This window comes from Nocardia otitidiscaviarum, assembly GCF_007362295.1.
Lineage (GTDB): Bacteria > Actinomycetota > Actinomycetes > Mycobacteriales > Mycobacteriaceae > Nocardia > Nocardia otitidiscaviarum.
In genome coordinates, this window is the sequence record NZ_CP041695.1 from 214,280 (window position 1) to 233,864 (window position 19,585).

Here is a 19,585-nt window from a genome sequence, read left to right on the forward strand (position 1 = left end):
GCCCGCCCCGGTGACCCTGGACACCGGTGAGTCGGCGCGGCTGGTGCCGCTGTCGCCCGCGCAGCAGCGCATGTGGTTCCTCAACCGCTTCGACAACCGCACCGCCGTCAACAACATCCCGGTGGCGCTGCGACTCACCGGTGAGGTCGACGCCACCGCCCTGGCCGCCGCCATCGGCGACGTGCTGGTCCGCCACGAGGCGCTGCGCACCGTCTACCCCGAGGTGGAGGGCAACGGCTATCAGCGCGTCCTCTCCCCGGGAGAGGTCTCCTTCGATCTCGACGCCGAGGAGATCGAGGCGGACGATCTGATCGCCCGCGTCACCGCGGCGGCCGGTGTGCACTTCGATGTCACGCGCGAACTGCCGTTCCGGGCGACCCTGCTCACCCTCGGCCCGCGCGAACACGTGCTTGTGCTGGTGCTGCACCACATCAGCGGTGACGGCTTCTCGCTGCGCCCGCTGCTGCGCGACGTGGTCGCCGCCTACCTGGACCGCAGCCGCGGCGAGGCCCCGAACTGGGCTCCGCTGCCGGTGCAGTACGCCGACTATGCGCTGTGGCAGCGCACCGTGCTCGGATCCGAGGAGGACCCGGATTCGGCCGCGGCGCGTCAGCTCGGCTACTGGACCGAACAGCTACGCGACCTGCCGGACCAGATCGAACTGCCCGCCGACCGGCCGCGCCCCGAGGTGGCCGGCAATGCCGGTGGGACGCACGACTTCTCGATCGACGCCGAGGTGCACCGGGCGCTGGCAGCCGTGGCCCGCGACCATGACGTGACCCTGTTCATGGTCGTGCACGCCGCCTTGGCCGCGTGGGCGTCGCGCCTGTCGCGCGCCACCGATATCGCCATCGGCACGCCGATCGCCGGACGCGGTGACCGCGCCCTGGACGATCTGGTCGGCATGTTCGTCAACACCCTGGTGCTGCGCACCCCGGTGCGCTCCGACGCGGCCTTCGCCGATCTGCTCGCCGAGGTGCGCCGCACCGACCTGGCCGCCTTCGCGCACGCCGACGTGCCGTTCGAACGTCTCGTCGATGTGCTCAGCCCGCAGCGTTCGCAGTCGCACCACCCGCTCTTCCAGGTGGCGCTGACCTTCGAGGCCGCCTCCGCCAAGGACGCGGGTTCGGTCTCGCTGCCGGGTCTGGACGTCGATGTCGTCGAATTCGACCCGGGCACGGCGAAATTCGATGTGCAGCTGACCGTGGGCGAGCGCGCCGACGGTTCGCTCGGCCTGTCCTGGAACTACGCCACCGAACTGTTCGACCCCGAAACCGTGGCCGCCTTCGCCGACCGGCTGGTGCGCATCCTGCGCGCGGTGGCCGAGGACCCGGCCGCCGTCATCGGCGATATCGACCTGCTCGGCGAGACCGAACGCCACGATGTGGCCGAGCACTGGGTCTCCGCGGGAACCGACGGTGGCAGTGGACTGTTCGCCGATCCGACCGCCACGCTGTCGGGTCTGTTCGACGCCGCGGTGGCCGCCCATCCCAGGCGGGTGGCGGTGCGCTTCGGCGACGACGAGCTGACCTACTCGGAACTGGACCGGCGCGCCAATGTGCTGGCCCGCCGCCTCATCGCGGAGGGGGCCGGACCGGAATCCCTGGTCGCGGTGATCCTGCCGCGCTCGCTGGACCTGGTGGTCGCGCTGCTCGCGGTGATCAAGACCGGTGCGGGCTATGTACCGGTCGACCCGACCGCACCGGCCGATCGCATCGCGTTCCTGCTCCAGGATTCGGCTCCGACCAGCGTCGTGGTCGATTCCACCGTGCAGGTGGAACTGCCCGCCACGCTGCCGACCGTGGTGCTCGACGGGTACACCGTCGAGGCGGGCGATATCGAGGATGCCGACGACGCGCCGGTGACCGACGCCGAACGGCTCAGCCCGCTGCGGCCCGAGCACGTCGCGTACGTCATCTACACCTCCGGCTCCACCGGCCGCCCCAAGGGCGTGGCCGTGTCGCACGCCAACGTGGTGCGGTTGTTCGCCAACACCGATCGCGAATTCGGTTTCGGCGCAGCGGATGTGTGGACGCTGTTCCACTCCTACGCCTTCGACTTCTCGGTGTGGGAGCTGTGGGGGCCGCTGCTCTACGGCGGCAAACTGGTCGTGGTCGACTACTACACTTCGCGCTCGCCCGAGCAGTTCCTGGAAATGCTGCGCCGCGAACGGGTCACGGTGCTCAACCAGACGCCGTCGGCCTTCTACCAGCTGGCCGAGGCCGATCGCATCGCGTCGGTGGCCAGCCGGGAATCCGGTACCGCCGTCGCGCCGCTGGCGCTGCGGTATGTGGTGTTCGGCGGTGAGGCCCTCGAGCTGCGCCGCCTCGGTGACTGGATCGCCCGCCACGGTGACAGCGCGCCGGTGCTGGTGAACATGTACGGCATCACCGAGACCACGGTGCACGTCTCGCACCGCGCGCTCGACGCCGCCACCATCGCGGCCGCCACCGGCAGCATCGTGGGTCGCGCCATCGCGGGCCTGCGGGTGTACGTGCTCGACGACCGTCTGCATCCGGTTCCGGTCGGTGTCGCGGGCGAAATGTACGTGGCCGGGCCGCAATTGGCGCGCGGCTATCTGGGCCGCCCGGACCTGTCCGCTGCCCGGTTCGTGGCCAGCCCGTTCGGTGTGCCCGGTGAGCGGCTGTACCGCTCCGGTGACGTCGCCCGTTGGAACCGCTTCGGCGAACTCGAATACCTCGGGCGCGCCGACGATCAGGTCAAGGTGCGCGGCTTCCGCATCGAACTCGGTGAGATCGAGGCCGCCGTACTCGCGCAGCCCGGTATCGCGCAGGCCGCGGTCATCGTCCGCGAGGATCAGCCCGGCGATCAGCGCATCGTCGCCTACGTGGTGGGCGAGGAGGGCGCCGCGCCCGACCTCGACACCGTGCGTGCGGGTGCGGGCGAGCGGCTGCCGTCCTACATGGTGCCGTCGGCGCTGGTGGTGCTCGATCGAATTCCGTTGACCGTCAACGGCAAACTGGATCGCCGCGCGCTGCCCGCCCCGGCGGTGCAGGCCCGGGCCTTCCGCGCGCCGGAGACCCCGGTGCAGGAGACCGTCGCCGCCGTCTTCGCCGATGTCCTCGATCTGCCGCGCGTCGGCCTGGACGACGACTTCTTCGATCTGGGCGGCAACTCGCTCATCGCCACCCGCGTGGTCTCGCGCATCGGGTCCGCTCTCGACACCTCCGTCGCGGTGCGCACCCTGTTCGAGGCGTCCACCGTGGAGGCCCTGGCGGCCCGCATCGAATCGCATGCCGACGGCGTCTCGCGCGCCAAGCTGGTCGCCCGCCAGCGCGGTGCGACCGAACTGGTGCCGCTGTCGTTCGCGCAGCAGCGCATGTGGTTCCTCAACCAGTACGACACCGGTTCGGCGGCCTACAACCTGCCGCTGGCCATCCGCCTGACGGGTGAACTCGACACCGCCGCACTGGAACTCGCCGTCGCGGATGTGGTGCGCCGCCACGAGTCGCTGCGCACCCGCTACCCCGAGCACGGCGGCACCCCCATGCAGGTGGTGGTCCCCGCCGACGAGGTCCGTCTGGACCTGAATCCGGTCGAGGTCGCCGCCGACGAGCTGACCACCCGCGTCACCGAGTTCGCCACCGCCGGATTCAATGTGGCCGAACAGGTTCCGCTGCGTGCCCGGCTGTACCGGGTCGAGGACGCCGACGAGCACGTGCTCGTGGTGGTGGTGCACCATATCGCCGGTGACGGCTTCTCCATGGGGCCGCTGACCCGCGATGTGATGACCGCCTACACCGCGCGCACCCAGGGCGCGGTGCCCGGCTGGTCCCCGCTGCCGGTGCAGTACGCGGACTTCGCCATCTGGCAGCGCGAGGTGCTCGGCTCCGAGGAGGACGCCGGCTCGCTGCTCGCCCGCCAGGTCGGCTACTGGCAGCGCACCCTGGACGGCATTCCGGACGAGCTGACCCTGCCCGCGGATCGCCCGCGCCCGGCCGTGGCCTCCCATCGCGGCGCGACGCTGCATCGGACGCTGTCGCCGGAACTCGTCGCTGCGCTGGAAGACGTTGCCCGCCAGCGGGGTTCGTCGCTGTTCATGGTGATGCACAGCGCCTTGAGCGTGCTGCTGTCGCGCCTGTCCGGTACCGACGACATCGCCATCGGCACCCCGGTCGCGGGTCGTGGTGAGCAGGCGCTCGACGACCTGGTCGGCATGTTCGTCAACACCCTGGTGCTGCGTACCGCCATCGATCCGGCCGAGCACTTCACCGATCTGCTGGAGCGGGTGCGCCGCACCGACCTGGACGCCTTCGGCAATGCCGACGTGCCGTTCGAACGGCTGGTGGAACTGCTCGCGCCCGAGCGGTCGCAGGCGCGCAACCCGCTGTTCCAGGTGGTGCTGGCCTTCCAGAACCTGGACCGCACCAGCCTGGAGCTGCCCGGCCTGACCGTCTCCGCGCTGGATCTCGAGGAGAACGTCGCCCGCTTCGATCTCCAGTTCACCCTGTCCGAGCACGGAACCGACGGCATGGCGCTGGCCCTGACCTACGCCATCGACCTGTTCGACGCCGGCACCGCCGCCGCCTTCGCGCAGCGCTGGGAGCGGGTGCTGACCGCCATCGCCGGTGATCCCGAGATCACCGTGGGCGGCATCGACATCCTCGACGCCACCGAACGCGCCGACCTGATCGCCCGCACCGGTGCGCCCGCCGAGCCCGCGCGCACCCTGCCGGAGCTCATGGCCGACGCCGTCGCGCGCAATCCGCAGGGCATCGCGGTCGTCTACCCCGGCCGCGCCGGTGCGGACCGCGTCGAGCTCACCTACGCCGAACTCGACGCGCGCTCGAATCGCCTGGCGCGCCTGCTCATCGAGCGCGGCATCGGCACCGAGGATCTGGTCGCCGTGGCCGTGCCGCGTTCGGCCGACTCCTATCTGGCCGAATGGGCGGTGTCCAAGACCGGTGCCGCCTTCGTGCCGGTGGACCCGACCTACCCGGCCGACCGCATCGCCCACATGGTCACCGACTCGGGTTCCCCGGTCGGTCTGACCGTGGCTTCGGTGCGCGACGGACTGCCGGAATCGGCGCAGTGGCTGGTGCTCGACGAACTCGAGCTGGACGGCTACGACAGCGCGCCGGTCACCGCGGCCGAGCGGGTGCGCCCGCTGCGGCCGGAGCATCCGGCGTATGTCATCTACACCTCCGGCTCCACCGGTCTGCCCAAGGGCGTCGTGGTCACCCACGCCGGTATGGCCAACTTCAGTGCCGAGCAGATCGAGCGCTACCACCTCGACACCGATTCGCGGGCACTGCATTTCGCGTCGCCGTCCTTCGACGCGTCCATGCTGGAGTTCCTGCTCGCGGTCGGTCCGGCGGGCACCCTCGTGGTGGTGCCGCCGGGTGTCTACGGCGGTGAGGAGCTCTCCGAGCTGATCCGCGCCGAGGGTGCGACGCACGCCTTCATCACCCCGGCGGCCATCGCCACCTTCGATCCCACCGGGCTCGACAGCCTGCGCATGCTGTGCGCCGGTGGTGAGGCGGTACCGCCGGAACTGGTGGCCAAGTGGGCGATTCCGTTGGCGGACGGCAGTATTCGTGCCTTCCACAATGGCTACGGTCCCACCGAGACCACCATCATGACCAATATCAGCGGCCCCATGACGCCGGGGGAGACCGTCACCATCGGCGGCCCCATCCGGGGTATGCAGTCGCTGATCCTCGACGACCGGTTGCGGCCGGTGCCCGAGGGGGTCGCGGGTGAGCTGTACCTGTCGGGCATTCAGCTGGCGCGCGGCTACCACGCGCGGCCGGGCCTGACCGCGGATCGCTTCGTCGCGAATCCGTATGTGCCGGGGGCGCGGATGTACCGCACCGGTGACGTGGTGCGCTGGAATCGCGGTGAGGTCGAGTATGTGGGCCGCTCCGACTTCCAGGTGAAGGTGCGCGGCTTCCGCATCGAACTCGGTGAGATCGACGCCGCGCTGGCATCGCACGACACCGTGGACTTCGCCGTCACCATCGGCCACCGCAATGCCGCCGGTGCGGTGTCGCTGGTGTCGTACGTGGTCGCGGCGCAGGGGCATGTCATCGACGTGCCGACCCTTACCGCGCACGTGGAACAGCGCCTGCCCGCCTACATGGTGCCGTCGTCGATCATGACCATGGACCGGGTGCCGCTGACCCCGGTCGGCAAGCTGGACCGCAAGGCGCTGCCGGAGCCGGTGTTCACCACCGAGGCCGCCTTCCGTGCGCCGCGTAATCCGGTGGAACACACCATCTCCGAGGTCTTCGCCGAGGTGCTGGGTCTGGATCGGGTCGGTATCGACGACTCGTTCTTCGCCCTGGGCGGTGACTCCATCGTCTCCATTCAGCTGGTGTCGCGGGCCAAGGCGCGCGGCGTGGTGTTCAGTCCGCGCGACGTGTTCGAACAGCGCACCGTGGCCGGACTGGCCGCGGTGGCCGAAACCGCCGCGGCGCTGGGTGATACCGCGCCGAAGCTGGAAGAGCTGCCCGGCGGCGGAGTGGGCGAGCTGCCGCTCACGCCGGTCGTGCGGTTCATGGCGGAGCGGCGCGGCTCATTCGGCCGCTTCAACCAGACCATGGCCCTGGAACTGCCGGTCGGCATCGACCGCGCCGGTATCGCGGCCACCGTCGCGGCCGTCATCGACCGCCACGACATGTTGCGGGCGCGCCTGTACCGCAACGAGTCCGGAGAATGGACGGTCCGGACCGCCGCGCCGGGCACCGTGGATGTGGACGCGCTCATCGACCACACCGTGTTCGACGCCGCGCTCGATGACGCCGCGCTGTTCGACACCGCGTCGGCCGCCCTGGACGCCACCCTGGACCGGCTCGATCCGGCCGCGGGCGTGGTGATCCGGTTCGTATGGCTGGAACCGTCCCCGGCGTCCGAGGGTGAGCCGACCCGTGCCGGTCGCCTGATCGTCGCCGCCCACCACCTGGTGGTCGACGGCGTCACCTGGCGCATCCTGGTGCCCGACTTCGTCACCGCCTGGGGACAGCTGTCCTCCGGCCAGACGCCGGAACTCGCCGCACCCGCCACCAGCATGCGCACCTGGGCGCACGCGCTGGAGCGGGAGGCCCGCAGCGAGGAGCGGATCGCCGAGCTGGAGTACTGGCGCGGCGTGGTCGACGGCCCCGATCCGCTGCTCACCGCCCGGCCCATGGATCCGGCCGTGGACGTCACCGAGGTCGTGCGCAAGCACCACGTCGAGGTGTCCGGCGAGGTCACCCGGTCGCTGCTCACCACGGTGCCCGCGCTGTTCCACGGCGGTGTCAACGACGGTCTGCTGACCGCGCTGGCGCTGGCCGTCGCCAAGTGGCGCGCGGACCGGGGCATCACGCCCGCCGGTACCGCGGGGGAGAGTGCGGGGGAGAAGTCTGCCCTGATTCGTCTGGAAGGCCACGGCCGTGAGGAAGAGGTCGTGCCGGGTGCCGACCTGTCCCGCACCGCGGGCTGGTTCACCGCCATCTTCCCGGTGCGCTTCGACCTGTCCGAGATCGATGTCGATGCCGCCCTCGCCGGTGGCCCGGCCATGGGCCGCGCCATCAAGGCCGTCAAGGAGCAGCTGCTCGCGGTGCCCGACAAGGGCCTCGGCTACGGCCTGCTGCGCTATCTGAACCCGGCGACGGCCGGACAGCTGCCCGCCGAACTGCCGGGCCAGGTCAGCTTCAACTACCTGGGCCGGGTCAACGAGGGCGATGTGCCCGAATCGCTGCGCGGCTTCGGCTGGATTCCGGCCCCGGAACTGGGCGATCTCGGTGGCGCGTACGACGCCGACATGCCCGCCATGGCGCCGATCGACATCAACGCCATCGTGGTGGGCGACAAGCTCACCGCCAATATCGGCTACCCGAGCACCCTGCTCGACGCCGACGAGGTCGCCGCTTTCGGTCAGCTGTGGACCTCCGCACTGGAAGCCGTTGCCCGGCATGCCGATTCGGCCGACGCGGGCGGGCACACGCCGTCCGACTTCGGTCTGGTGCGGGTCACCCAGCGCGATATCGACGGCTGGGAGCGCCGCTTCCCCGGCCTCGATCAGGTGTGGCCGCTGTCGGCCCTGCAGGCCGGTCTGCTCTTCCACGCGCAGCTGGCCGCCACCTCGGTGGACGTCTACACCGCGCAGGCGGTGCTGACCCTCACCGGCCGCGTGGACGCCGACCGCCTGCGCGCCGCCGCCCAGGCGCTGATCGACCGGCACGAGATCCTGCGCACCGCCTACCTGAACGACGCGGCGGGCAACCCGGTGCAGCTGGTGCTCGACAGCGTGCGGGTGGCGTGGACCGACCACGACCTCAGCGCGACCCATGCCGACGCCGATGCGCGGTCGGCCGCGGCCGGTGAGATCATCGCCGCCGATCGGTTGCGGCGCTTCGACCTGACGCAGCCGCCGCTGATTCGCTTCACGCTGGTGCGCACCGGGGCCGACAGCTGGCAGCTGGCCGTGGCGAACCACCACATCCTGCTCGACGGCTGGTCCATGCCGCTGCTCATGCAGGACCTGCTGGTGCTGTACGCGACCCGCGCCGACAGCAGTGCGCTGCCGCCGGTCCGCTCCTACCGCAACTTCCTGGAATGGGTTGCGCGGCAGGACCGCTCCGCCTCGCTCGCGGCCTGGCAGAGGGCGCTGCGCGGCGTCTCCGAGCCCACCCTGCTCACCCGGCCCGACGCCGGCCGTGAGATTACGGCCCTGTCCGGCGAGTACTTCTTCGACCTGGACGAGGCCGCCACCGCACGGCTGACCAACCTGGCCGCACAGCTCGGCGTCACGCCGAACACCGTGCTGCAGACCGCGTGGGGCATGCTGCTCGGCCGCCTCACCGGCCGCGACGACGTGCTGTTCGGTACCACGGTGTCGGGCCGCCCGGCGCAGCTGGCCGGGGTGGAATCCATGGTCGGCCTGTTCATCAACACCGTTCCGGTGCGCATCGCCTTCGATCCGGCCGAGACGGTGCGCGCGCTGCTCACCCGCACTCAGGGCGAGCAGGCGGATCTGCTGGATCACCACTACATCGGCCTGGCCGACATCCAGTCGGCGGCGGGGGTCGGCGGACTGTTCGACACCCTCGTGGTGTTCGAGTCCTACCCGGTCGACGCCGACGGACTGCGCGCGCAGGCCGCCGATATCGACGGTATGGCCGTCACCGGCCTGGACGCCGCCGACGCCACCCACTACCCGCTGACGCTCATCGCGCAGCTCGACAGCCGCCTGCGGATTCGCGCGGGCTATCTGCGGGATCTGTTCGACGAGAACACCGTTCGCCGCATCGCCGACCGCCTGGTGCGGGTGCTGCACGCCATCACCGCCGAACCCGGTGCGGCCGTGGGCGATATCGAACTGCTCGACGCCGCCGAACGCTCGCTGGTGGTGGAGCAGTGGAACGACACCACCGTCGACCTGGACTTCGACCTGTCCATCCTGGTGTCGAATCCGGGTGGGGCCGATGTGGCCGCCATCAACGGCGATATCGTGCGCACCGCCGACGGTGACGCCGCCGCGACCCTGATCGCGCTCTTCGAGGCACAGGCCGCCCGCACCCCGGACGCCGTCGCCGTCTCCTTCGAGGACACCGACCCGCTGACCTACGCCGAGTTCGCTGAGCGCGTGCACCGTCTGGCCCGCTGGCTCGTCGAGCGCGGCGTCGGCGCGGAAACCTGTGTGGCCCTGGGCATGCGCCGCTCCATCGACCTGGTGGTCGGCATGTACGCCGTGGTCGCCGCCGGTGGCGCGTACGTGCCGCTGGACCCCGACCACCCGGCCGAGCGCATCGAGTACATTCTCGACACCGCCGACCCGGTCACCGTGCTGACCTCCGGCGCGGATCTCGATATCGACACCGCGCAGGTGCGGATCGACCTGCTCGACCTGAGCAGCTACTCGGCCGCGCCGCTGCGCGACGCCGACCGGCTGGTGCCGCTGCGTCCGGCCGACACCGCGTACGTGATCTTCACCTCCGGTTCCACCGGTCGCCCCAAGGGTGTCGCCGTCTCGCACGGCGCGATCGTCAACCGCCTGGTGTGGATGCAGGACGCGTACAACCTCACCGGCAAAGACGTTGTGCTGCAGAAGACTCCGGCCACCTTCGACGTGTCGGTGTGGGAGTTCTTCTGGCCGCTCCAGGTCGGCGCGCACCTGGTGGTCGCCAAGCCCGACGGCCACCGCGATCCGGCCTACCTCGCCGAGCTCATCGCCGGTGCAGGCGTCACGGTCACCCACTTCGTGCCGTCCATGCTCGCGGTGTTCGTCGCCGAGGCGGCGGCCGCGCAGGCCACCAGCCTGCGGATGGTGTTCGCCTCCGGTGAGGCGCTCTCGCCCAAGCCCGCGCACCGCCTGCGCGAGCTGACCGGCGCGGAGCTGCACAACCTGTACGGTCCCACCGAGGCCGCGGTCGACGTCACCTACCACCAGGTCACCGCCGCCGACACCGAGACGGTCGCCATCGGCCGCCCGGTGTTCAACACCCAGGTGTATGTGCTGGATTCGCGGTTGCGGCCGGTTCCGGTGGGTGTCGCGGGTGAGTTGTATCTGGCGGGTGATCAGCTGGCCACCGCGTATGTGGCGCGGCCGGATCTGACCTCGGATCGGTTCGTGGCCAATCCGTTCGGTGACGGCGCTCGTATGTACCGCACCGGCGACCTCGTGGTGTGGACCGCCGACGGCGAACTCGAGTACATCGGCCGTACCGACTTCCAGGTGAAGCTGCGCGGTCTGCGCATCGAACTGGGCGAGATCGAAACCGCGCTCACCGCGCTGGATTCGGTGGCGCAGGCGGTGGTCGTGGTGCGCCACGACCAGCACACCGGCGATCAGCTGGTCGGCTATGTGATCGCCGCCCCGGGCCGGACCGTGGACGCCGACGCGGTGCGCGCCGAACTGGGCGATCAGCTGCCGTCCTACATGGTGCCGTCGGTGCTCATGGTGCTCGACGAGTTCCCGCTCAATGCCTCCGGCAAGCTGGACCGCAAGGCGCTGCCCGCGCCGGTGTTCGAGGCCGCGGTCTTCCGCGCCCCGACCACCCCGGTGGAGCAGATCGTCGCCGGTGTCTTCGCCGAGGTGCTCGGCGAGCGGGTCGGCCTGGACGACGACTTCTTCGCCCTGGGCGGCAACTCGCTGTCCGCCACCCAGGTGGCGGCCCGGCTGTCCGCCGCCCTGGACACCCAGATCGGCGTGCGCGAGATCTTCGAGGCATCGGTCGTGCACACCCTGGCCGATCGCGCCGAGAGCCGGACCGGCAGCGGCGCGCGCCAGGCGCTGACCCCGCAACCGCGGCCCGAGCTGGTGCCGCTGTCGCTGGCCCAGCAGCGCATGTGGTTCCTCAACCGGTTCGATCCCGAATCGGCCGTGGACAATATTCCGGCCGCCGTGCGGCTGTCGGGTCTGCTGGACCGGCAGGCCCTGCAGATCGCGGTCGCGGATGTGCTGGCGCGCCACGAATCCCTGCGCACCCGCTACCCCGAGATCGACGGCACCGCGCATCAGGAGATCGTGCCCACCGCCCAGGTCATCCCCGACCTGACACCGGTGGACGTCACCGAAGCCGAACTGCCGCAGGCGCTCTCGGATCTGGTGCTGCGCGGCTTCGACGTCACCGCCGAGGTGCCGTTCCGGGCCCGCCTGTTCGAGATCACCCCGACCGAACATGTGCTCGCCCTGGTGGTGCACCACATCTCCGGAGACGGCGCGTCCATGCTGCCGCTCACCCGGGACGTCATGACCGCCTACAGCGCGCGCGTCGAGGGCGGTGAGCCGGCCTGGCAGCCGCTCGAGGTCCAGTACGCCGACTTCGCGCTGTGGCAGCGCGAGGTGCTCGGCCGCGAGGACGATCCCGAATCGGTGATCTCCCAGCAGATCTCGTACTGGGGCGACACCCTGCGTGGTCTGCCCGAACAGCTGGACCTGCCCGCCGACCGGCCGCGCCCCGCCGTGGCCAGCGGGCGCGGCGCGACGCACACCTTCCGGATCGACGCCGACACCCATGCCGGTCTGGTGGAGCTGGCCCGTGCCAACGGCGCGACGCTGTTCATGGTCGCGCACGCGGCGCTGGCGGCGCTGCTGTCGCGACTGTCCGGCGAGGCGGATATCGCCATCGGCACCCCGGTGGCCGGCCGTGGCGAACGCGCCCTGGACGATCTGATCGGCATGTTCGTCAACACCCTGGTGCTGCGGACCCCGATCGACGGCGGCAGCTCCTTCACCGAACTGCTGGCGTCGGTGCGTGCCACCGATATCGCGGCCTTCGGCCATGCCGACCTGCCGTTCGAGCGCCTGGTGGAGATCCTCAACCCGGCGCGCTCGCAGGCCCGGCACCCGCTGTTCCAGGTCATGCTGTCGTTCCAGAACACCGGACCGGCCGAACTGGAGCTGCCCGGCCTCACCGCCAGCGGCGTCGAAATGCCCATCGACACCGCCAAGTTCGACCTCCAACTGGTGCTGGAGGAGATGAACGCGGCCGCACAGGTGTCGGGCAACGGCGCCGCGCCGTCCGGTGCCGCCGCCGGGCCGTCGGGCATCGCAGCCGAACTCATCTACGCCACCGATCTGTTCGACGCCGACACCATGGTCGAATTCGGCCAGCGGTTCGAGGCGCTGCTGAAAGCCGTTGCCGCCGAACCGAAGCGGCCGATCGGCGATATCGACCTGCTCGCCGACGACGAGCGGCGGCTGGTGCTCGACACCTGGAACGACACCGCCGTCGACATCGTCGACGGGGTGCCGGACGGGGCCGCCGAGACACTGGTGTCGCTGTTCCAGGCACAGGCCGCGACCAGCGCGAACGCGCCCGCGCTCACCTTCGAGGGGACAGGTCTGTCCGCAGTCGGAGCAGGACCGTCCGCGAACCGAAGCACCCTCACCTACGGTGAGTTCGGCGAACGGGTCCACCGCCTCGCCCGGCATCTGATCGCCCAGGGCGTCGGTCCGGAATCGCTGGTGGCCCTGGCCATTCGCCGCTCCGCCGACCTCGTGATCGCCATGTACGCCGTACTGGAGGCCGGTGGCGCGTACGTGCCGCTGGATCTCGACCAGCCCGCCGAGCGCCTGGACTACGTGCTCGAGGTGGCGCGCCCCGCGCTGGTGCTGACCACCGCCCGGGACGCCTACCGGACCGCCCACGACGTGGTGGAGATCGACACCCTCGACCTCACCGGCCACGCCGCCACTCCGGTGACGGACGCCGAACGGGCACGGCCGCTGCGGCCCGCCAATACCGCGTACGTGATCTTCACCTCCGGTTCCACCGGCCGCCCCAAGGGCGTCGCGGTGCCGCATGCGGCGGTGGTGAACCAGATCCGCTGGATCACCACCGAATACGGGCTCGACGCCGACGACGTAGTGCTGTTCAAGACCCCCGCCACCTTCGACGTGTCGGTGTGGGAGTTGTTCGGCCCCTTGGCCACCGGCGGCCGCATGGTGGTCGCCGCACCCGACGGGCACCGCGATCCGCAGTACCTCGCCGACATCATCGCGGCCGAGCGGGTCACCATGACCTCGTTCGTGCCGTCCATGCTGACCGTCTTCGCGGGCAGCGCGGACCCGGCGGCGCTCACCTCACTGCGCACCCTGCTGGTGGCCGGTGAGGCGTTCACCGCCGATGCGGTGCAGGCGTACCGCCGGATCAGTGCCGCCGAGCTGCACAACCTGTACGGCCCCACCGAGTTCACCGTCCACGCCACCTACGCGGCGGCCGACGACGACGTGCAGGGTGCGGTGCCGATCGGCGCACCGGTGTGGAATGCCCGTGCGTACGTGCTGGATTCGCGGCTGCACCCGGTCGCCCCGGGTGTCGCCGGCGAGCTGTACCTGGCGGGCGCGCAGGTGGCGCGCGGCTATGTCGGCCGGGCCGACCTGACCGCGGATCGCTTCGTGGCCGACCCCTTCCACCCCGGCGAGCGGATGTACCGCACCGGCGACCTGGTGAAGTGGACGACCGCGAACGGTGCGCCGGACAGCGCCGGTCAGCTGGTCTACCTGGGCCGCACCGACTTCCAGGTGAAGCTGCGCGGTCTGCGCATCGAGCTCGGCGAGATCGAATCCGCGCTCACCGCGCACGAGTCGGTGGCGCAGGCCGTGGTCGTCATGCGCTCCGACGCCCGCACCGGCGACCGCCTCGTGGGCTACGTGGTACCGAGCGCCGGCGCGATCGACGCCGACGCCCTGCGCGCGCACCTGTCGGCGCACCTGCCGTCCTACATGGTTCCGGCCGCCCTGGTGGCGCTCGACGCCATGCCGCTCAATGCCAACGGCAAGCTCGACCGCAAGGCCCTGCCCGAGCCGGAGTTCGAGGCGCGCGAGTTCCGCGCCCCCGCCACTCCGATCGAGGAGACCGTCGCCGGCGTCTTCGCCGAGGTGCTGGGCACCGATCAGGCCATCGGCATCGACGACGACTTCTTCGAACTCGGCGGCAACTCGCTCATCGCCACCCAGGTCGTCGCCCGCCTCGGCGCGGCCCTGGACACCCGGGTGCCGGTGCGCCTGCTGTTCGAGGCCCCCACCGTGGCGGCCCTGGCGGTGCGCCTGGAGACCGAGACCGGCAGCGGCGGACGCCGCGCCCTGGTGGCGGGGGAGCGGCCCGAGGAGATTCCGCTGTCGCTGGCGCAGCAGCGCATGTGGTTCCTGAACCGCTTCGACGCCCAGTCGGCGGTCAACAACATTCCGATGGCCGTGCGGCTGTCCGGCGATCTCGATGTGGACGCGCTGCTGCATGCCGTCGGGGATGTGGTGGACCGGCACGAGGTGCTGCGCACCTACTACCCGACCGACGATCGCGGTCGCGGCGTACAGGTCGTCCTGCCCGCCGGCTACCGCATTCCGGACCTGGGGCCGGTCGCGGTGGGCGAAGCCGACATCACCGCCGCCATCAGCGAACTGGTGCTCACCGGTTTCGATGTCACCGCCGAAGTCCCGGTGCGCGCCAAGCTGTTCCGCGTCAGCGACGCCGAACAGCCCACGCACGTACTGGTTTTCGTGGTGCACCACATCTCCGGTGACGGCTGGTCGGTGCGCCCGCTGGCACGCGATGTCATGGTCGCCTACGCGGCGCGCGCCAACGGCGACGCCCCCGGCTGGGCTCCGCTGCCGGTGCAGTACGCCGATTTCGCGCTGTGGCAGCGCGATGTGCTCGGTTCCGAGGACGACGCGGACTCGCTGATCTCGCAGCAGGTGTCGTACTGGTCCGATGCGCTGGCCGGGCTGCCGGACCAGCTGGACCTGCCCTCGGACCGCCCGCGCCCCGCCGTGGCCTCCAACCAGGGTGGCGTGCACGAGTTCACCATCGACACCGCCCTGCTCGACGGCCTGAACCGCCTGGCCCGCGAACACGGCGCCAGCCTCTTCATGGTCGTGCACGCGGCCTTCGCGGCCCTGCTGTCGCGCCTGTCCGGCTCCGACGACGTGGCCATCGGCACCGCCGTCGCGGGCCGTGGCGAAGCGGTGCTGGACGACGCCATCGGCATGTTCGTCAACACCCTGGTGCTGCGCACCGGCGTGGACACCGGCGAGAAGTTCACCGAGTTGCTCGCCCGTACCAAGGACGCCGACCTGGCCGCCTTCGGCCATGCGGACCTGCCGTTCGAGCGGCTGGTGGAAATTCTGAATCCGCCGCGCTCGCAGGCCCGCCACCCGCTGTTCCAGGTCATGCTGTCGTTCCAGAACACCGGCGAGGCCAGCTTCACCCTGCCGGGCCTGGAGGTCGCGGGCGTTCCGCTGGATGTGGTCACCTCCAAGTTCGACCTGCACCTCAACCTCACCGAACGCCTCGGCGACGATGGTGCGGTCGAGGGCATGTACGCCGAATTCGCCTACGCCACCGATATGTTCGAGGCCGACACGGTCGCGGGCTTCGCCGAGCGGCTGGTGCGGATGCTGAGCGCGGTGGTGGCCGAGCCGACCTCCTTCGTCGGCGATATCGACCTGCTCGACGAGTCCGAACGCGCCCTGGTGCTGCACGACTGGAACGCCACCGGCGCAGCGGTCGACCGCACCGCGACCCTGGTGTCGATGTTCGAGGCGCAGGCCCTGACCAGCCCCGATGCCACCGCCCTGGTATTCGAGGGGACACGTGTTTCCTATGGCGAGTTCACCGCCCGGGTGAACCGCCTGGCCCGCCACCTCATCGCCCAGGGCGTGGGCCCGGATTCCCTGGTGGCCCTGGGCATGCGGCGTTCGGCGGAGCTGGTCGTCGGCATGTACGCCGTGACCGTGGCCGGTGGCGCGTACGTGCCGCTGGATCCGGATCACCCGGCCGAGCGCACCCACTACGTGCTCGACACCGCGCGACCGGTGACGGTGCTGACCACCTCGCGGGACGGCTTCGACGCCGGTGCCTACGAGGCGCTCGAGATCGACCGCCTGGATCTGTCGGCCTACAGCGACGCGCCGCTGACCGACGCGGAACGCCGTGCGCCGCTGGCCCCGTCGAATACCGCGTACGTGATCTTCACCTCCGGTTCCACCGGCCGCCCCAAGGGCGTCGCGGTGAGCCACGAGGCCATCGTCAACCGCCTCGTCTGGATGCAGGCCGCCTACGGCCTCACCCCGGACGACGTGGTGCTCCAGAAGACCCCGGCCACCTTCGACGTGTCGGTGTGGGAATTCTTCTGGCCCTTGCAGATCGGCGCGACCCTGGTCGTCGCCAAGCCGGACGGCCACCGCGACCCCGCGTACCTGGCCGAACTCGTCACCGCGCACGGCGTCACCACGGCGCACTTCGTGCCGTCCATGCTGTCGGTCTTCGTGGCCGAGGATCGTGCGGCCGAATGCACCAGCCTGCGCAACGTTTTCGCCTCCGGTGAGGCGCTGCCCGCGCCGACCGCGCAGAAGCTGCGCGAGCTGACCGGCGCGAAGCTGCACAACCTGTACGGCCCCACCGAGGCCGCGGTCGATGTCACCTTCCACGAGGTGACCGACGCCGACATCGCCTCCGTGCCGATCGGTGCGCCGGTCTTCAACACCCGGGTGTACGTGCTGGATTCGCGGCTGCACCCGGTCGCCCCGGGGGTCGCGGGTGAGCTCTACCTCGCGGGCGTGCAGTTGGCGCGCGGCTACGTCGACCGCCCGGATCTGACCGCCGACCGCTTCGTGGCCGATCCGTTCGGCACCGGTGAGCGCATGTACCGCACCGGCGACCTGGTGAAGTGGACCGGTGCCGGTGAGTTGGAGTACCTGGGCCGCACCGACTTCCAGGTGAAGCTGCGCGGTCTGCGCATCGAACTGGGCGAGATCGAATCCGCGCTCACCGCGCTGGACGCCATCGCGCAGGCGGTGGTTGTGGTGCGCCACGACGACCGCCTCGGCGATCAGCTGGTCGGCTATGTCATCCCGGCCGCGGGCCAGGTCGTCGACAGTGATTCGGTGCGCGCGGCCCTGGGCGACGAGCTGCCCGGCTACATGGTGCCGTCGGCCTACGTGGTGCTGGACACCTTCCCGCTCAATGCCTCCGGCAAGCTGGACCGCAAGGCGCTGCCCGCGCCGGTGTTCGAGGCCAAGGTGTTCCGGGCCCCGTCCACCCCGATCGAGGAGATCGTCGCCAACACCTTCTCCGACGTGCTCGGCCTCGGCCGGGTCGGCGTGGACGACGACTTCTTCGAACTCGGCGGCAATTCGCTGATCGCCACCCAGGTCACCGCCCGCATCGGTGCGGCCCTGGACACCCGGCTCGCGGTGCGCGACCTGTTCGAGGCGTCCACCGTGGCGGCGCTGGCCGCTCGCGTGGAACGCAATGCCGGATCCGGACGTGCCCGCCCGCGCCTGCTGGCGGGGGAACGGCCGCAGTCGATTCCGCTGTCCCCGGCACAGCAGCGCTACTGGTTCCTCAATCAGTTCGACACCAGCACCTCGGCGGTGGACAACATCCCGCTGGCGGTGCGGCTCACCGGCACCCTGGACCTCACCGCGCTGGAGGAGGCCATCGGGGACGTCATCGCCCGCCACGAGGTGCTGCGCACCATCTACCCCGGCGGTGCGGCCGGACCGCGCCAGGAGATCCTGCCGGCCTCGCAGACCGATCTCATGCTCGTCCCCGAGGGCGTGCGTGAGGAGGGCCTACTAGGCAAGATCGTCGAATTCGCCATGACCACCTTCGATGTCACCATCGAGGTGCCCATCGCGGTGCGGCTGTTCCGCATCACCGATGCCCCGGCCGAAGAACACGTGCTGGCCTTCACCGTCCATCACGTCTCCGCCGACGGCTCCTCCATGGGCCCGCTGGCACGCGATGTCATGGCCGCCTATATGGCGCGCGTGGAGGGCGACGCCCCGAGCTGGGCTCCGCTGCCGGTGCAGTACGCCGACTACGCGCTGTGGCAGCGCGAGGTGCTCGGCTCCGAGGACGACGCCGAATCGCTTGCCGCACAGCAGGTCGCCTACTGGAAGCAGGCCCTGGCCGAGCTGCCCGACCAGCTGGAGTTGCCCACCGACCGCCCGCGCCCGCCCGCCCAGTCCTTCCACGGCAAGGCGCTGCGCTTCGACATCGACCCGGAGCGGCACGCCCGCCTGCACGAACTGGCCCGCGCCAACAACGCGTCGCTGTTCATGGTCGTGCACGCCGCGCTGGCGGTGCTGCTGTCGCGCCTGTCCGGCACCGACGACATCGCGGTCGGCACCCCGATCGCGGGCCGTGGTGAGCGGGAACTCGACGATCTCATCGGCATGTTCGTCAACACCCTGGTGTTCCGCACCAGGGTGGACGGCGGCGCGACCTTCGCCGAGTTGCTGGCCGAGGTGCGCGAACGCGACCTGGAAGCCTTCGCCCATGCCGACGTGCCGTTCGAACGGCTCGTCGAGGTGCTGAACCCGGTGCGCTCCACCGCCCGCAACCCGCTGTTCCAGGTGGGCCTGTCCTTCCAGAACCTGGCCGAGACCAGCTTCCAGCTGCCCGGTCTGCACGTGGCCCCGGTCCAGTTCGAATCGCAGCTGGCCAAGACCGATCTGCACGTGACGCTCTACGATCGGTACGCCGAGGACGGCACTCCGGCCGAGATCCTCACCGAATTCGGTTACGCCACCGACCTGTTCGACGAATCCACGGTGCGCGGCTTCGCCGACCGGTTCCTGCGCGTACTCGATGCCGTCCTCGCCGACACCGCGGTGCCGGTCGGGGAGATCGACCTGCTGGACGCGGCCGAGAGCGAGCGCATCCTGCGGGCGTGGAACGACACCGCGCAGCCGGTGGACCGCGACGCCACCCTGGTGTCGCTGCTCGATGCCAGCGTTGCCGCCGATCCGAAGTCGGACGCCATCGTGGCCGACACCGCCGAAGGCACCGTGACGCTGACCTACGCCGAACTCGACGCGCGGGTCAACACCCTGGCCCGCCACCTCATCGAGCGCGGCATCGGCACCGAAGACCGGGTGGCCCTGGCCATTCGGCGCTCGGTGGACCTGGTCGTCGCCATGTACGCGGTCGCCAAGAGCGGTGCCGCCTACGTGCCGGTCGACCCGGACCAGCCCGCCGAACGCGTCGGCTACATCCTGGAGACGGCCGCCCCCGCCGCCGTACTCACCACGGGCCGTGAGGGTTTCACCACCGACGTGACCGATGTGGTGCGCATCGACGAGATCGACCTGTCCGCCTACCCGACCGCGCCGATCACCGATGGCGAGCGG

1 protein-coding gene (only partly in view) is annotated in these 19,585 nt (G+C 70.6%); it reads left to right on the plus strand.

The whole window is internal to a non-ribosomal peptide synthase/polyketide synthase gene (locus FOH10_RS00850) on the plus strand: the coding sequence, 44,400 nt in all, runs 13,070 nt past the left edge and 11,745 nt past the right edge, and what appears here is coding positions 13,071–32,655 — codons 4,357 (partial) to 10,885 (complete); the first complete codon in view begins at nt 2. Both the start codon and the stop codon lie outside the window.